The 14309-nt window shown below is 57.7% G+C and carries 18 protein-coding genes; 5 read left to right on the forward strand and 13 right to left on the reverse strand.

The features are described from left to right. Positions 1-8: 8 nt before the first annotated feature. The gene (gene entS / locus ACUTSC_RS02475) at positions 9-1292 is read left to right on the forward strand and encodes an enterobactin transporter EntS (RefSeq protein ID WP_197767247.1); all 1284 of its coding nucleotides are present in this window, start codon (positions 9-11) and stop codon (positions 1290-1292) included. A 4-nt stretch (positions 1293-1296) separates the two neighbouring features. On the opposite strand, the gene ACUTSC_RS02480 is transcribed toward entS, so the two are convergent. Further along, positions 1297-1656 carry a winged helix-turn-helix transcriptional regulator gene (locus tag ACUTSC_RS02480; RefSeq protein ID WP_025302868.1) on the reverse strand — a complete coding sequence of 120 codons (360 nt, stop codon included), beginning with the start codon at positions 1654-1656 and terminating at the stop codon, positions 1297-1299. A gap of 104 nt (positions 1657-1760) precedes the next feature. Between ACUTSC_RS02480 and ACUTSC_RS02485 the strand changes: the two genes are divergently transcribed. Beyond that, a complete protein-coding gene (locus tag ACUTSC_RS02485; protein WP_049199666.1) occupies positions 1761-2315 on the forward strand; it encodes an NAD(P)H-dependent oxidoreductase in 555 nt (184 codons plus the stop codon). A 37-nt stretch (positions 2316-2352) separates the two neighbouring features. Here ACUTSC_RS02485 and ACUTSC_RS02490 read toward each other — a convergent pair whose 3' ends face one another. Continuing rightward, the gene (locus tag ACUTSC_RS02490; protein WP_197767246.1) at positions 2353-3129 is read right to left on the reverse strand and encodes an NAD(P)H-dependent oxidoreductase; all 777 of its coding nucleotides are present in this window, start codon (positions 3127-3129) and stop codon (positions 2353-2355) included. 84 nt (positions 3130-3213) lie between these two features. On the opposite strand from ACUTSC_RS02490, the gene ACUTSC_RS02495 reads away from it, so the two are divergent. Then, a complete protein-coding gene (locus tag ACUTSC_RS02495) occupies positions 3214-4107 on the forward strand; it encodes a LysR substrate-binding domain-containing protein (protein WP_197767245.1) in 894 nt (297 codons plus the stop codon). A 13-nt stretch (positions 4108-4120) separates the two neighbouring features. On the opposite strand, the gene ACUTSC_RS02500 is transcribed toward ACUTSC_RS02495, so the two are convergent. The 4 genes from ACUTSC_RS02500 to ACUTSC_RS02515 all read right to left on the reverse strand — a co-directional run bounded on the left by ACUTSC_RS02500 (position 4121) and on the right by ACUTSC_RS02515 (position 7707). Further along, complete coding sequence (locus ACUTSC_RS02500; RefSeq protein WP_197767244.1) at positions 4121-4600, reverse strand: GNAT family N-acetyltransferase; 480 nt, start codon at positions 4598-4600, stop codon at positions 4121-4123. A 110-nt stretch (positions 4601-4710) separates the two neighbouring features. Continuing rightward, positions 4711-4872, reverse strand: coding sequence for a hypothetical protein (locus tag ACUTSC_RS02505; protein ID WP_197767243.1), 162 nt, complete (start codon positions 4870-4872; stop codon positions 4711-4713). A gap of 141 nt (positions 4873-5013) precedes the next feature. Beyond that, positions 5014-7080 (reverse strand): TonB-dependent copper receptor, encoded by a 2067-nt coding sequence (locus ACUTSC_RS02510; protein ID WP_063989891.1) that lies wholly within the window; start codon positions 7078-7080, stop codon positions 5014-5016. Positions 7081-7305: 225 nt separating this feature from the next. Beyond that, positions 7306-7707 (reverse strand): DUF2946 domain-containing protein, encoded by a 402-nt coding sequence (locus ACUTSC_RS02515; RefSeq protein WP_072265387.1) that lies wholly within the window; start codon positions 7705-7707, stop codon positions 7306-7308. Between the two features lie 229 nt (positions 7708-7936). Here ACUTSC_RS02515 and ACUTSC_RS02520 point away from each other — a divergent pair, with 229 nt between their 5' ends. Further along, a complete protein-coding gene (locus tag ACUTSC_RS02520; RefSeq protein ID WP_197767242.1) occupies positions 7937-8545 on the forward strand; it encodes a methyltransferase domain-containing protein in 609 nt (202 codons plus the stop codon). Positions 8546-8586: 41 nt separating this feature from the next. On the opposite strand, the gene ACUTSC_RS02525 is transcribed toward ACUTSC_RS02520, so the two are convergent. Together ACUTSC_RS02525 and ACUTSC_RS02530 are read right to left on the reverse strand one after the other, a co-directional pair. Beyond that, positions 8587-9888 (reverse strand): PQQ-dependent sugar dehydrogenase, encoded by a 1302-nt coding sequence (locus tag ACUTSC_RS02525; RefSeq protein ID WP_197767241.1) that lies wholly within the window; start codon positions 9886-9888, stop codon positions 8587-8589. 10 nt (positions 9889-9898) lie between these two features. Then, entirely contained in the window at positions 9899-10324 is a 426-nt protein-coding gene (locus ACUTSC_RS02530) for a DUF2231 domain-containing protein (RefSeq protein ID WP_107226208.1), read from the reverse strand. Between the two features lie 168 nt (positions 10325-10492). On the opposite strand from ACUTSC_RS02530, the gene ACUTSC_RS02535 reads away from it, so the two are divergent. Next, positions 10493-10951 (forward strand): YbaK/EbsC family protein, encoded by a 459-nt coding sequence (locus ACUTSC_RS02535; protein WP_197767240.1) that lies wholly within the window; start codon positions 10493-10495, stop codon positions 10949-10951. A gap of 85 nt (positions 10952-11036) precedes the next feature. Here the strand turns inward: ACUTSC_RS02535 and ACUTSC_RS02540 are convergent, their stop codons facing one another. From ACUTSC_RS02540 to ACUTSC_RS02560, 5 genes are all read right to left on the reverse strand, one after another. Beyond that, entirely contained in the window at positions 11037-11411 is a 375-nt protein-coding gene (locus tag ACUTSC_RS02540) for a VOC family protein (protein ID WP_197767239.1), read from the reverse strand. Between the two features lie 509 nt (positions 11412-11920). Beyond that, the gene (locus ACUTSC_RS02545) at positions 11921-12085 is read right to left on the reverse strand and encodes a hypothetical protein (protein ID WP_197767238.1); all 165 of its coding nucleotides are present in this window, start codon (positions 12083-12085) and stop codon (positions 11921-11923) included. Positions 12086-12262: 177 nt separating this feature from the next. Then, complete coding sequence (gene bla / locus ACUTSC_RS02550; RefSeq protein ID WP_197767237.1) at positions 12263-13120, reverse strand: class A beta-lactamase; 858 nt, start codon at positions 13118-13120, stop codon at positions 12263-12265. Between the two features lie 201 nt (positions 13121-13321). Continuing rightward, a complete protein-coding gene (locus ACUTSC_RS02555) occupies positions 13322-13702 on the reverse strand; it encodes a DUF4440 domain-containing protein (protein WP_197767236.1) in 381 nt (126 codons plus the stop codon). Between the two features lie 85 nt (positions 13703-13787). Then, entirely contained in the window at positions 13788-14300 is a 513-nt protein-coding gene (locus ACUTSC_RS02560) for a hypothetical protein (protein ID WP_197767235.1), read from the reverse strand. Between the last annotated feature and the right edge of the window lie 9 nt (positions 14301-14309).

Consider the following 14309-nt stretch of genomic DNA (forward strand, 5'->3'; position numbering starts at 1 on the left):
AGGACACTATGGCCAGACCTTCTTTTTTTCTTGATTTCAGTTTGCTGAGAAGCAATGCGCATTTCCGCGCGATTTTCTGCGCCCGCATGCTGTCGGTGTTTTCCCTCGGCATGTTGGCAGTGGGGGTGCCGATTCAGATCCAGGCGATGACCGGATCCACGTTGCAGGTGGGCGTAGCGGTGGCGCTGGACGGGGCGGGCATGTTTATCGGCCTTATGCTGGGCGGTGTGCTCGCCGATCGCTACGATCGCCGCAAGCTGATCCTGTTTGCGCGCGGCACCTGCGGGCTGGGCTTTGTCGCCCTGAGTCTGAACGCCTTCGCCCCGGCACCGTCGCTGTGGGCGCTTTACCTGCTGGCGGCCTGGGACGGGTTCTTCGGCGCGCTGGGCATGACAGCGCTGATGGCGGTGATCCCGCTGCTGGTCGGGCGCGAAAACCTGGCGGCGGCGGGGGCCTTGAGTATGGTGACGGTGCGCATCGGCGCGATCCTGGCGCCGGCGCTGGGCGGGATCATCATCGTGTTCGGCGGCGTGGGGCTGGCGTTCGCCGTGGCCGCCGCCGGGACGCTGGGCACCCTGTTCCCGCTGGTGCGCCTGCCGACGCTGTTGCCGCAGCAGCAGGAGCCGGAACACCCGCTGCGCGCGCTCGCCAGCGGCTTCCAGTTTGTCTGGCGCAATAAGGTGGTGGGGTCGGTGGTGTTGCTGGGGATGCTGATGAGCATCGTCGGCGCCGTCAGGGTGCTGTTCCCGGCGCTGGCGCAGGACGCTTACCACGTCGGCGCGTCCTCTATCGGCCTGATGTATTCCGCGGTGCCGCTCGGCGCGATGCTGGGCGCGCTGACCAGCGGCTGGGTGGGGCGATACGCTCGTCCTGGCGTGCTGATCCTGGTCGCCGCCATCGTCGCGTTTACCGCTATCGCTTCGCTGGGGCTGTTCAGCCACCTGGCGCCCGCGCTGCTGGCGCTGGTGTGTTACGGCTACGCCAACGCCATCGCTTCGCTTCTGCAATTCATGCTGATCCAGAGCAACACGCCGGATCATCTGCTGGGGCGGGTGAACAGCCTCGGCACCGCGCAGGACGTAACCGGCGATTCGATCGGCGCGCTGGGGCTCGGCGTGCTGGGCAGGGTATTCACCCCATTGGTGAGCGTGCTGTCGTTCGGTGCGTTCGCCGCCTTGCTGGGCGTGCTGGTGGCCTTCAGCGTGCGCACGCTGCGACAGTGCCGGCCGGCGGACGCGCTGGTCGAGCACGATGAGCCCGCGCCGGCAGCCTCAACGGCGGCGGACAACTAACCCCTCACGGCACCGGCTGTTCCGGCCGGTGCTGTTCCCCCCAGTTGCACATCATGTCGATCACCGGGATCAGCGAACGCCCGCGCTCAGACAGGCTGTACTCCACCTTGGGCGGGATCTGCGGATACTCCTTTCTCACCACCAGGCGATCTTTTTCCAGCTCTTTCAGCGTCGAACTCAGCGTTTTGTACGAAATGGTGCCGATGCAGCGCTGCAGCTCGTTGAACCGCAATACCGGCTTATACAGCGCCAGCCAGTAGAGAATAATCATTTTATATTTGCCGTTGATCACCGACAGCGTATAGCCATAGCCGGTGTCTTCGAGGCTGATGCCCGTTGGGCTGCAGTGGGATTCGGCGGTCATTGGGTACTTTCTCCAGAGTAAGTATGTGTCGCGAGTGTGCGTATTTTACATTGTTCCAGCATAACCTATGATGCGCCGGTAGACACCTGACTGGAGAAATCGATATGAAAACCTTGGTGGTGGTGACCCATCCCGATATGGCGAACTCGGTGGTCAATAAACGCTGGCTGGAGGAGCTGCGGCGCTATCCGGAGCGGTATACCGTGCACGAACTGCATCAGGCCTATCCGGATTGGCAGATCGACGTCGCCCAAGAGCAGCGGCTGATTGAAGCCCATGACAACATCGTGCTGCAGTTCCCGATTTTCTGGTTCAGCAGCCCGCCGCTGCTGAAAAAATGGTTGGACGACGTGCTCACCTACGGCTGGGCCTATGGTTCCCGCAGCGGCTACAAGATGCAAAACAAGAAGCTGGCGCTGGCGGTCACGGCGGGAGTGCGTGCAGAGGATTATGCGCGCGACGGGCGCTATCGCTACTCGCTGGAGGAAATCTTCCGGCCGTTTGAAGTCACCGCCGGCTACGTGCGGGCCGACTATGCCTCGTTCTTCGCCTTTTACGGCAAGGAGGCCGCTTCGGACGGGACGGTGGAGCCGCTGCAATCCCACGAATTGGATCGCAGCGCGCAAGGCTACCAGGCATTTCTCGCCGCCCTGAATTAACGCCGCGCCCCGGATGCGCCAGGGCGTGCGCATCCGGCTACTCGATGTGAACGCCGAAACCGTTTTGCCCCGGCGCGAGATGCGCTTTCAGCGTCAGTTGCGGGATCAGATAGTCACCGGCGTTCTGCCGCCGGAAGCGGATTGGCTCGGCGTTCCACAGATTATCCAGCCGCTGCCCGAGCTGCTCGCACAGGGCGGCAAAGCGTGCCTCATCGGTTTTGCCTGCGCGGTAGGTGACGAACGGCGGCAGCACCTCGAACCCTGGGTAGTGCAGCATGCCGTGCTGGATCGGGAACAGGATATCGTCGATCGGCCCGTTGATGCCGCGCGGGGCGTAATGGGACTCCCAGCCGCCGGCGGTGACGATCAGCATAGCCCGTTTGCCCGCCAGCGTCCCCTCGCCGTAACGGTCACCCCAATGGGTATCGGAATGCTCACCCACGCCGTAGGCAAAACCATAAGCATACACACGCTCCACCCAGCCTTTGAGGATTGCCGGCATCGAGAACCACCACAGCGGAAACTGCAACAGCACCGCATCCGCCCAGCGCAGCTTTTGCTGCTCCCGTTCGATATCGGCGCTCTGCATGCCGTTGGCGAACGCGCGCTTCGAGTCCAGCGAAGGATCGAAACGAGCCGTTGCCGGGCCTTCCAGACTGTCGTCGGCGTCGAGCGCCGCTTTCCACTTCATGGCGTACAGGTCGGACACCTGTACCTGATGGCCGGCCTGCGTCAGGCGTTCAACGGCGAAATTTTTCAGTGACCCGGTCAGCGACAGCGGCTCCGGGTGGGCGTAAACAATCAGCACATTCATAACAGCTCTCCTTGGTGTGAGAGCTGCAGGTTAGGACGTTAGTCGGTATATTAGAAATGAATTACCGTTATCCCAGGTATAACTATGAATAATTTAAGACGGCTGGATCTCAACCTGCTGGTGACGCTCGACGCGCTGCTGGCGGAGCACAACGTCACGCGCGCGGCGCAGCGGCTCAATTTCTCTCAGCCGGCGGTCAGCGTGCATCTCGCCAAACTGCGGGCGATCTTTGACGATCCGCTGCTGTTGCCCGGCCCGCGCGGCATGCGCCCGACTGCCAGAGCGGAACAGCTGCGGGAACCGTTACGTCAGGCATTGGCGGCGCTCGAGTTGGCGGTAACGCCGGCGACGCCGTTCGATCCCGCCGTGGCGACCGATACCTGGCGCGTGGCCGCCTTCGACTACGGCGAATCCACCATCGTGCTGCCGGCGCTGAACGGTTTGCGCACGGCGGCGCCCGGCACCCGGCTGGCGGTGCTGGAGATCGCACCGGCGCGCCTCGCCAAACGGGCGGAGCAAGGGGAAATCGATCTGGCGTTTCATACCCGCGAAGGGGCGCCATCCGGCCTGCGGCAGCGCACGCTGTTTAGCGAACGCTATGTGCTGGTGGGCCGGGTCGGCCATCCCAAGCTGCATGCCAGGCTGACGCCGGCGCAATTTTGCCAATTGGAGCAGGTGATGGTCTCGCCGGACGGCGGCGGGTTCTATGGCATGACCGACAGGGCATTGGCGGGCGTGGGGCTGACGCGGCGGGTGGTGCTTTCGGTGCCACATTTTCTGTTCGTTATCTCGGTGCTGACACAGTCCGATTTGGTGGCGATGCTGCCGGAGCGGCTGGTGCGCAACCAGCCTTTATTACAACGGCTCGAGCCACCGCTGGCGGTGCCGGGCTTTGAAATGACTATGCTGTGGCACGAACGATCGCACCGGGATCCCGCTCACCGGTGGCTGCGCGAACATATCGTGCGTTCAGTGTGAGCGGGGTAGCGGATTAAACGGAGAAGCGTTTTTTGATTCTGTCGATCGGCGTGCCATCGCTGAGCGGTACCTGCGACACACGATCGTAATCGCGAAAGCCCATTTTTTGATAGTAGGCGAGTCCACCGACGTTATCCGCCCGAATGGTAGCGTTGATGTGCTTGAAACCGTGAGACTTCGCCGCCGCTAATGTGGCAGGGAACAACGCACTGCCGACCCCGCGCACCTTCGGCGACAGGCGGGAGAAGGTGGCAATATCTGCGGTATCGGGCGGCAGGGCATCATCTGCGCTCAGCGCCTGGAAGCCCACCAACAGCCCATCCACCTCCGCGACCTGGCAGCTCAGTGCATTGCTGCCGCTGATGAACCATTCGCTGAATTCGGCGGGGGTGAGTGGCGTTTCTATCGCCGTCGTGCCGCCGGCGTCGATCACGTCATTCAATAACTGCGTCAGGGCTTCAGCGTCATGCGGGGTTACCGTTCTGATCTTCATTGCGTTGCTCTCTCCTATGATGAATCGGCTGGAACCATCGAAAGAAGATAGACGCAGGCGTCCGATAATGAAATAGCGGAACGTGCCGGACCAAAAGACAGTGCGGGGAATTACATGAACAGGAAGCGGTCGGCCAGCGGAACCCCACGTTCGAGGCGCGGCGGCAACGCGTCGTCGCGATCGTCAGGCTTAGCAGCCTGCGGCGCGGTGTCTTCGGCTTTTTCAATCATCAGCTCGCCGAGCAGGGCCAGAAAACGAGTGAGCTTTTGCATATTCCCTCCGGATCCTTGATTACATTGAGAGTGATACTAATCGCCGCTCAACCGAATGGGAAAAACTTAAAACTCATATCCTAAGAACCGGATCGCATATCGCCTGACCGGGCGACGGTTGCCCATCGCCCGGTCTACGGTTTAGAAGGTGACGTTAACCTTGGCCCACAGGGTGCGGCCCGGTTCATTCACCGCGCTGTTGGCCGAATACCCGAAGGCGCTGTTGCCCGCCAGGTTGAGGTGTTCGCTGTAGGTCTTGTTCAGGATGTTATCCAGACCGGCGCTCAGCTTGACGTTTTTATTCACCTTGTAGGCGGCGTTGGCGGAAAGGACGCCGAAGCCGGCGCTTTCGGCAAAGTCTTTGCCTACCACATTGCCTTCGTTGATCGCCACGCGGTGTTGGCTGCTGACCAAACGCCACAGGCCGGTGCCGCTCCAGTCGCCGTATTCATAGGTGAGCCCCAGGCGCGCCTCCAGCGGCGGGATCTGCGGCAGCGGCCGGCCGTCGCGGGTGTTTTTACCCCAGGAGTAGGCCAGGCTGGCGTCGGTTTTCCAGTGCTCGCTCAGTTGGTAACCCATGCCCATTTCGCCGCCCATGATGTTGGCGTTGACGTTATCGGCCTGGCTGAGACGCGCGTTGTGCGGATCGTATTTGAACAGGATGAAGTCATCGACGCGGCCCACGTAAGCGGAGACCCAGCCGTTGAAACGCTTGCCGTTGTACTGCGCGCCGATGTCGAGCTGCGTGGTTTTTTCGCTCTTGACGCTGGAGAACGGATCCTTGCTGCCGTTCGGGCCGAGCTTCGGCGAGAACAGCTCCCAATAATCCGGGAAGCGCTCGGTATAACCGACGCCGGCATACAGCATCAGCGGCAGGTCGGCCAACGTATGCTCAAGACGCATAAAACCGCTCGGCAGGGTGTCCGAACGCTCCCCGTCACTGCCGCTGCGGAAATTCTCCACCAGGGTGCGGTCAAGACGCGCGCCGCCGATCAGTTTATCCTGTTCGCTGGTGGACCAGGTCAGTTCACTGAAGGCGCCGTAGCTGTTGAACTGGGCGTCTTTTTCCCAGCTGCCGCGGCTCATGCTGCGGTGGGTGTTGGTTTGGGTATCCAGGCCGCTTTCAAGCTTCACGTCCTGCCACTGCCAGGTGCCCATCACGCGGCCACCGACGGTGCGGCGATCGAGCTGCATCGTCATGCCGGAGGACATCATGTGCCCGCCGTGGCCGCCCATACTCATACCGCCATGGCCCCCGTGGCCACCCATGCCGCCGCTGCCCGGCGAACGCAGGGTGACGTTGTCCATCACATGGTTGGCGTAGTTATAGTAGACCTGCGCTTCCAGCTTATCCAACACCTCGCCGATGTTGGATTTTTCCACCCGCATGCCCAGGCTTTCGCGCTTGAACTGCGAACCGTCCATGCTGCGGCCGGCATAGCGCGCTTCGCCGTTGCCGCGGCCCATGGTCACTTCCAGCAGCGTGTCGTTGTCCGGCGTCCAGCCGAGCGCCAGATCGCCGTTCCACTTGTCCCAGCGTGACGGCACGCGCGTATTCGTTCCGTCCTGATAGTCGTTGGAGCGGGATTTGTTGGCCATCACCCGCAGGTAGCCTTGTTCGGCACCGAGGCTGGCGTCGATATTCTCGTCCCAGCGGCCGTTGGAGCCGGTCAGCACGCTGGCGCTGCCCTTGATGCCCGGTTTGTCGAAGCGCGGGCGTTCACGCTCGAAACGCACCGTGCCCGCCGACGATCCCGGCCCCCACAGCACCGTCTGCGGCCCCTTGGTGATGGTCAACAGATCGAAGCTTTCTGGCGAGATATAAGAGGTCGGCGCATCCATCCGCGCTGGGCAGGCGCCCAGCATTTCCGAACCGTCGGTGAGGATCTTCAACCGCGAACCGAACATGCCGCGGAACACCGGATCGCCGTTGGTGCCGCCGTTGCGGATCTGCGAAAAGCCGGGGATGGTTTTCAGGTAGTCCGAACCGTCGCTGGCCGGCACCGGCTGGCGCGGGGTTTTCGGCGAGGTGACGATGGTCAGCGGTGAGTAGAGCGGCGCGGTGACGGTGATCACGTCGCCATCATTAACCTGTGCGTCGGTAGGGTGCTGATGCGCCTGCGCCGCGTGGCCGGCCAGCAGGAACAGCGGCATGGCGGTGGTAATGGCGCGGGTAACGGCGTTCTTTTTATAAGTCGGTTTAAACATCATCTTTCCTTAAGCTAACTCTTTTCCGTTCTTGGCCGAGGGATTATTCAGGCGTGGGACCGCCTGGCGAAAATCACCATCGAAAAATACGGGGGTTAATTCCATCAACGTGGAAATAACCGGATCAATAATGTCGTCTCGATGATTAACCGTTGGGCGAATTAATTCCGCCGGGTTGAAGCAATCAACGGCAATACAGAGAGCGGCAATGGGCTTATTGTTAAATCAGAGGAAAGAGACGGGGGGCGCGCGCGGCTGTAATTCGGTGTGAACGACGTGGGCAAAGAGAGGAACGAGATAGTGAATCGGCGGCGGGCGCGAAGCCAGCAACTGGGACCAGAACAGCGGGGCGTGGCTCACGTCCAGCAGCGGCGCGTGCAGCAACAGCACGCAGTAGCCGCAGGCGCTGTCGTCCATCATCATCGCCATGTTGTGATGGCCGCCGCCGTGCTGCATCAGCGGCTGTGAGGCTTTTTCAGGCTCAGGCGGCGGCGAGTGCATCCCGTGATGCATCGGCATCTCCATGCCGCAATCCGCCATGACGGTCGTCCCAGCACTTCCGGCGCGTACATGCTCCAGGGATCGCGAGACCACCGGCGCAATGAACAACATCAGAATGGCAAACATCCCTAACCAGGCGGCGGCCCGATGTCGCGATGCAGAGCGCTGAATTAACGACACAATCAACCTAAAAAAAGGGTTAACACAGGGTAGGGAATTGTACTGGTTTATGTCGAAATGTTAAAACCTTTTATTTCTGGTCAACGGTCTGTTGATGAATATATTATCGGATAAGCGCTTTAATTCTGACCAAAGGCTATTTTTTTGCGCCAATAACGTGACGGGGACAATATTAATGACGGAAAAACTGGCGAGCACCATTATCCCGCTTTATGACGAACATGCCGCCGCCTGGGAACGCCTCAGACCCACCACGCTGTTTGAGCGGCCGTGGCTCGATCGCTTTTTGCAGCTCACCCCGGCCAATGCGCGGCTGCTGGATCTCGGCTGCGGCAATGGCGCGCCGATCGCCGCCTATTTTATCGAACAGGGATATCGGGTCACCGGCGTCGACGGTGCGCAGGCGATGATCGCGCGCTGCCGGCAGCGTTTTCCTCAGCTGGAGTGGCGACAAATGGATATGCGCCAGCTGGATTTGGCGACGAAGTTCGACGGCCTGCTGGCCTGGGACAGCTTCTTTCATCTGGCGCGCAACGATCAGCGCCGCATGTTTCCGCTGTTCAGACGGCATGCCGGGCCGCACGCCGCACTGATGTTCACCAGCGGCCCAGCCGACGGCGTGGCGATCGGCAGCTTCGAAGGCCAGCCGCTGTTTCACGCCAGCCTGGCGCCGGAGGAGTACAGACGTTTATTGCAGGAGAACGGCTTCCGCGTGGTCGACCATGTGGTGGAAGATCCCGCCTGCGGGGGAAGAACGGTCTGGTTGGCGCAGGGTGTTGAGTGACAATGTCACGGGCAGATCCCCCAAGAACCTGCCCGTTAACGTTATTTAGCGCTGACGCGCCAAACGGTGTTGCCCACGTCATCCGCAATCAGCAGGGCACCGGCCTTGTCGACCGTTAATCCTACCGGTGCGCCATAGAGTTCCTTCTCGTCGTCGGAGACAAAGCCGGTGACCACCGCTTTGAGTTTGCCGACCGGTTTGCCTTGCTCAAACGCCACGTAGCTGACCCGGTAGCCGTTCAGCGGCGAGCGATCCCAGCTGCCGTGCTCACTGACAAAGGCGCCGCCGCGATACTCGGCCGGCAGTGCGTTCGCGGTATAGAACAGCAGCCCCAGCGGCGCGACGTGCGAGCTGAGGGCGTAGTCCGGCTTGATGGCTTTCGCCACCCGATCCGGCCGCGGCGGCTGCACCCGCCGATCGACGTGCTGGCCGAAATAGCTGTAAGGCCAGCCGTAGAAGCCGCCGTCTTGCACCGAGGTCAGGTAGTCCGGCACCAGATCGGCGCCGATCTCGTCACGCTCGTTGACGATGGCCCACAGCTTGCCGCTGTGCGGTTCCCACTGCAGCCCGGTCGGGTTGCGCAGGCCGCTGGCGAAGACACGGCTGGCGCCAGAGGCGGTGTCCACTTCCAGCACGGCGGCGCGCCGGTACTCTACGGCCAGGCCGTTTTCGGTGATGTTGCTGTTGGAACCGACGCCGACATACAGCTTTTTACCGTCCGGGCTGGCCAGCAGAGCCTTGGTCCAGTGGTGGTTGATGGTGTCCGGCAAGTCGGCCAGCTCTTTACCCGGATCGCTGATGCGCGTTTCGCCCGGCTGATAGGCGTACTGCATGATGTTGCCGGTGTTGGCCACGTACAGGGTGTTGCCAATCAGCTGGATGCCGAATGGGGAATCGAGCCCCTCGAGGAAAACATGCTTTTCCCAGCGGCCGTCGGCGGTTGGGCGCAGCAGGGTGATGCGGTTACCGCCTTTGCCGCCTTTACCGGACTGGCCTTTCACCAGCCCGGCGATCAGCTGCTTGGGCGTGCTCACCGCCTCCGTGCCCGGCCCGTTGGCTTCCACCACCAGGACATCGCCGTTGGGCAGGGTAAGCAGCTGGCGCGGATGCAGCAAACCATCCGCCACCTTGTCGATTTTCAAACCCTCGGCCACTTTCGGCATCTGGTTCTGTTGCCAGCCGACGCCCTTTGGCACCTGCATCGGCGGCATCAGGAAGTCTTGCGCCGCCGGCAACGCCGGATCCGGCCCCATTTGTTGTTCCGGCGAAATGACGGCGCTGTTATCGCAGCCGGCCAGCGCCAGCACGGCGGAAAGCGCAATCGCGGTGGATGATAGCTTCATGAAAACCTCCTTATTTTGCGCGGGCACCCACGGCCAGCAGAATGTTGGCGAGGCTCAGCAGCGCGACCACGATCGCAGACAGCACCAGGCCTTGCGGCACCACGGCATACGCATCCCGGCTATGCACGAAAGCGTTGATAATGGCGAGAACGATGGCGACCAGATTCAGCCAGAAATGGAGTTTGACCGGTGAGCCCTGCAGCCGGCCACTGCCGAACCACACCTGAACCAGGTTAATCAGCCGGGGAATAATGGCAAAAACCAGGCCAATGGCGATCAGCCAGCTGGCACCATTGACCCACTGAATATTCGCCGTGCAGGCATAGATAATGTCAAAAATCAGCGCTGCGGTGAAAAACCCATAAGGTATTGGGTTGAGCCATTCATAGACGGCCACCGCGACCGTTGAAGGCCTTGCTGTCGTTTGCGTGGTCATGCAGGTATCTCCATGAAAAATGATAGGTAAAAAAGGCGTAGGCCCCTTAAAGCTTTGTTCAGATTCACCGATTTGAACAATTTTGATTCTCATTTTTAGCATGCGATGTTAAAACCTGAACCCTCACTGCGGCATTATCAATGGCTTAGCAACATCGGGAGAAAGGGCATGAGTATAGAGCGCGTTCAGCGATTTCTGGCCGAGTACGCACCGGAAACGGCGGTGACGGTGCTGGCAAAGAATACCGCCACGGTGGCGTTGGCGGCGGAAGCCTTTGGCGTGGAGAGCGGGCAGATAGCCAAGACGCTGTCGTTTCGCGTGAACGACGGCGTGGTGCTGTTGGTGATGGCGGGAACCGCCAGAATCGATAACAAGAAGTACAAACAATTCTTCGGCGTAAAGGCGCGTATGCTGCCGCCGGAGGAGGTGGAGGCGCTGACCGGCTATCCACCCGGCGGCGTTTGCCCCTTTGCCGCACCGGCAGCGGTAAGAATTTACTGCGATCGCAGCCTGTGCAGCTACGGTGAAGTGCTTCCGGCAGGTGGCAGCGATAACTCAGGCGTGAGAATTGCGCCACAGCGCCTGGCCAGTATCACCGGAGCAGAGTGGATTGACGTGACGGGGTAACGTTAGGTGACGGCGTCACAATTACATTATGTTAAATCAAATGCGTTACCTCATGGTTAATATGCTGTTTTAACTGGAAAAATCACTAGCTCATCGGGTTATGGCAAACCGCTTTATTGTGGCCATCCGGGGCGATCACAAATGCCGCATAGTAGTGGGCATGGTAATTGGGCCGTAAACCGGGTGCGCCATTGTCTATGCCGCCGGCATTTAGCGCGGTGTGGTAGAACGCATCGACCTGTTCACGGCTGCTTGCGGCAAATGCCAGGTGCAGGTGTGCCGGCTTTTCATCGGTTTGAAACAGGCACAATGACACGTTACCCCGATCGGGACAAAGTTCGACGCCATAGCCGGGCTCGCCTTCGGCAACGATCTTTACGCCCAGCGGCGCTAGCGCATTGAGGAAAAACGCTTTGCTAAGGGCAAAGTCACTGACGCCAAATTTCACATGGTCAAACATGGGGAGGCTCCTGGAGCGTGGAAGAATGTTCCCATTCAGTATAGCCAACGCCGTGGTGGGCGCCGAAAGCGATGCAAACGCATGCTAATGCGCATTTAGCATACAAAAAGTGCCCGTTAAGTGACGCGTTTGGGAGAAATCTGCAGTATCGTAGCCGCCACGTTTTATCAGATTTCACGTAGCGCGATCAAAAAAGCAGGGGATTTCTGGCCAATATCGGCAGGCATGCGCCTTAGAAAATCATGTCCGGTCATCATTACTGAAGCGGGAAATGGCAGAGCGCATACTGGCTGGCGTGTTAACGGCAATTCATCATATCGTCAGTACACAGCTGGCGGGAGCTGGCAGCCGAACCTGCGATTGAGATCTTGCTGCAGGTTGAAAGTCTGATGGCGTTGGATGGTTTGAATCATAGGATTCATGACATGAGATATACGCCGCGTGGCGAGAATGGCATTACCGGCAGGCGTTGCTGCGGCGAGTGAACAGGCGATCAGACAAGTTGGCGTTCAGAGATTTTCTGCGCGAGCATCATGGTATTGCTGAGCAACACAAACACCAGGCAGCAGAAGACCGTCTGTAAAACCCGGCGGTTTATGGCCGGTTGAAAAACGAATTTGTTCAATGGCATGAGCAGCCGGCGTCGGCATGGCTGGCCGCAGGAGAAAGCCCATGGGTCAAGCCTGGACGACAGAATCCACATATCACTATCTAGGTGCGCATAATGTATATTATGTTAAATGAAACATGATAAATGCTAACCGCCATAGCGTGGAGATTTCCTAAGTACGTAACTCTCTGCTGCTTATCGGGGCTCTTCCATAGAACCCCTAACCTCTTACTACTATTCTTTAGTGGCTAAGGTATTCGTCAAATATATGCGAACCTAAAGTACGAATCACCGCTGAGCGTTCATCCAAAGAGGTATCCGCTTTTCTCACATAGATACTGATGAATACAGGATCATGATTACTTGACCAGACCATCGACGTTATCCCTCTGACACCATAATCACTTGCACCTGACCTATCGGCGATTTTCCATCCTTTAGGAAGAGACGCTCTAAGCATATTATCAGCGACTTTGTTATTGACCATCCATTCTTTCAATTGCGCTTTTGATGAATCACTGAGAACTTTGCCGGTCAAAATTTTCTTGATACTCTTGCTCATCGCATCAGGAGTCGTTGTATCTCGCAAATCATCCACGGGATTGACAGTCAATTCTGGCTCATATCGGTCAGAGCGAGTAACCATATCTCCTATAGATCTCATAAATGCGGTCAGAGCTTCCGGTCCCCCACCTGAAAAAATAGCAAAATTAGCTGCTGTATTATCACTGTATTCATTGGCAGCTTTGCAAGCTTGCTCAAGCGTAAATGGCTTGTTCATATAATCTTTAGCAACGGGTGAATAGGTAACAATGTTTTTTTCAGTCACTACCATAGAATGATTTAATGAAAGCTTCTTTGCATCAACCTTTGCCAGAACATTGGCACAAGCAATTGATTTAACTGTGCTATCTAAAGGAAAACGTTGGTTTCCATTTATAGAAATCGTTTTATCATCTGAAGATAGAATTGATAATCCTACCTTCCAGCCCTCTTTTTCGTACTGTTTAACTTGATCTTGTAAAGTCAAAGCAAAAGCAGAGGGTACAATAGGCATACTTAAAACCAATGTGACAAATATTTTAAATCGCAAATTCATAGCAAACCTTTTATAATCAATGTTTATATAATGAAATCATTTCAGCATAAATATAAGATTTAATTTATGCAGGGCTTTATTTTTCCTCATGATTTTATTTTATTTTTTATGGTTAACAAATGATGATAATTTTTAGTAGCCTATAGAAAAACTTATAGCGTGAGTTAAATGACTCCTTTCGAGCAGCTTTTTAAACTCTGCTCAATCCTCTGCCGGCGTGCCTTGATGAAAGCGCATCTGCCAACCCGCCTTGGCTGTCAGAAGCCAAATCGATGAGCGTTCGGTGCAGCGAACGGCGTGGCCCTGCGCGTCACGCTGAAAACTTTTATATGTCAGCAACACGACGCCTTCACTGATTTGCGCCAGCTTAAAACCTTTGGCGAAAATCTGCGGATAATCCGTTTCCATCTCCAGCGCCGCAACGGTTTGATATTTGTCATAACGCAGACCTGAGCGGCCAATCTCTTCGAAGTCTTCATGCAGCAATGCAGCGACACGCTTCGGATCGCAGCGTGTCGCGGGTTGGTGCAGTTCAACCTCAAGCGCCTGGACTTGGCGAAGCCACTCTGCAAAATGGGTCAAAATGCCCTCCTTTTTGATCGCGCTACGTGAAATCTGGCAAACTTCGGCAGTCAATCTACATCTGAATGACACTCGTGAAACCTGACTATTCCCAGGATTCCTTCTCATAGGGTTTTTGCCAGTTCTTTTCCGTGACGGGCACCAGTTCCCCGTTGAACGTATAGGTACAACAGCGGCATCTCACCGGCACATCTTCTGCGGTGAATGCCGGGTTCACTTTCTGCAGTATCCCGTCCTCATCTATGCATAGCCCGCTGTAATAGCTCGACTCACCACAGCAGACATAGCTCTGCCAGTTTTTACGATGCAGTGCCACCAGGTAAAAAATAGGTGCTTCTCTGTCCAACCGACTAACCGCTTCGCTGTGCACTTCACTCCAGGGTTGGCCCACTTTACTGAGCAAAAATTGAAATAGCGGCGTGTAATCCATGCCATGTTGTATCCGCCCATGCATGCTTTCACGCAGCGGCAACTGCTCATCGTCCGCCTGTTTGCTATGCCGTTCCCAGCGGTATTTGCCACCGCTGGCTATGGGGCCTCTGGATGTAACACTTTCTCTTCTATAGAGTTTTTTCTTTTTATCTCGATGTGTTCTCATCAAGCCTCA

It is taken from the genome of Serratia sp. TSA_105.2 (assembly GCF_052692115.1).

What these genes read in the sequence shown, in the direction of transcription:
- ACUTSC_RS02520 (WP_197767242.1), top strand. Translation starts at nt 7,937, where the DNA reads ATGACGGAAAAACTGGCGAGCACCATTATCCCGCTTTATGACGAACAT.
- ACUTSC_RS02540 (WP_197767239.1), bottom strand. Translation starts at nt 11,411, where the DNA reads ATGTTTGACCATGTGAAATTTGGCGTCAGTGACTTTGCCCTTAGCAAA.
- ACUTSC_RS02560 (WP_197767235.1), bottom strand. Translation starts at nt 14,300, where the DNA reads ATGAGAACACATCGAGATAAAAAGAAAAAACTCTATAGAAGAGAAAGT.
- ACUTSC_RS02525 (WP_197767241.1), bottom strand. Translation starts at nt 9,888, where the DNA reads ATGAAGCTATCATCCACCGCGATTGCGCTTTCCGCCGTGCTGGCGCTG.
- entS (WP_197767247.1), top strand. Translation starts at nt 9, where the DNA reads ATGGCCAGACCTTCTTTTTTTCTTGATTTCAGTTTGCTGAGAAGCAAT.
- ACUTSC_RS02535 (WP_197767240.1), top strand. Translation starts at nt 10,493, where the DNA reads ATGAGTATAGAGCGCGTTCAGCGATTTCTGGCCGAGTACGCACCGGAA.
- ACUTSC_RS02510 (WP_063989891.1), bottom strand. Translation starts at nt 7,080, where the DNA reads ATGTTTAAACCGACTTATAAAAAGAACGCCGTTACCCGCGCCATTACC.
- ACUTSC_RS02515 (WP_072265387.1), bottom strand. Translation starts at nt 7,707, where the DNA reads ATGTTTGCCATTCTGATGTTGTTCATTGCGCCGGTGGTCTCGCGATCC.
- ACUTSC_RS02500 (WP_197767244.1), bottom strand. Translation starts at nt 4,600, where the DNA reads ATGAAGATCAGAACGGTAACCCCGCATGACGCTGAAGCCCTGACGCAG.
- ACUTSC_RS02490 (WP_197767246.1), bottom strand. Translation starts at nt 3,129, where the DNA reads ATGAATGTGCTGATTGTTTACGCCCACCCGGAGCCGCTGTCGCTGACC.
- ACUTSC_RS02505 (WP_197767243.1), bottom strand. Translation starts at nt 4,872, where the DNA reads ATGCAAAAGCTCACTCGTTTTCTGGCCCTGCTCGGCGAGCTGATGATT.
- ACUTSC_RS02485 (WP_049199666.1), top strand. Translation starts at nt 1,761, where the DNA reads ATGAAAACCTTGGTGGTGGTGACCCATCCCGATATGGCGAACTCGGTG.
- ACUTSC_RS02480 (WP_025302868.1), bottom strand. Translation starts at nt 1,656, where the DNA reads ATGACCGCCGAATCCCACTGCAGCCCAACGGGCATCAGCCTCGAAGAC.
- ACUTSC_RS02495 (WP_197767245.1), top strand. Translation starts at nt 3,214, where the DNA reads ATGAATAATTTAAGACGGCTGGATCTCAACCTGCTGGTGACGCTCGAC.
- ACUTSC_RS02530 (WP_107226208.1), bottom strand. Translation starts at nt 10,324, where the DNA reads ATGACCACGCAAACGACAGCAAGGCCTTCAACGGTCGCGGTGGCCGTC.
- ACUTSC_RS02545 (WP_197767238.1), bottom strand. Translation starts at nt 12,085, where the DNA reads ATGGGCTTTCTCCTGCGGCCAGCCATGCCGACGCCGGCTGCTCATGCC.
- bla (WP_197767237.1), bottom strand. Translation starts at nt 13,120, where the DNA reads ATGAATTTGCGATTTAAAATATTTGTCACATTGGTTTTAAGTATGCCT.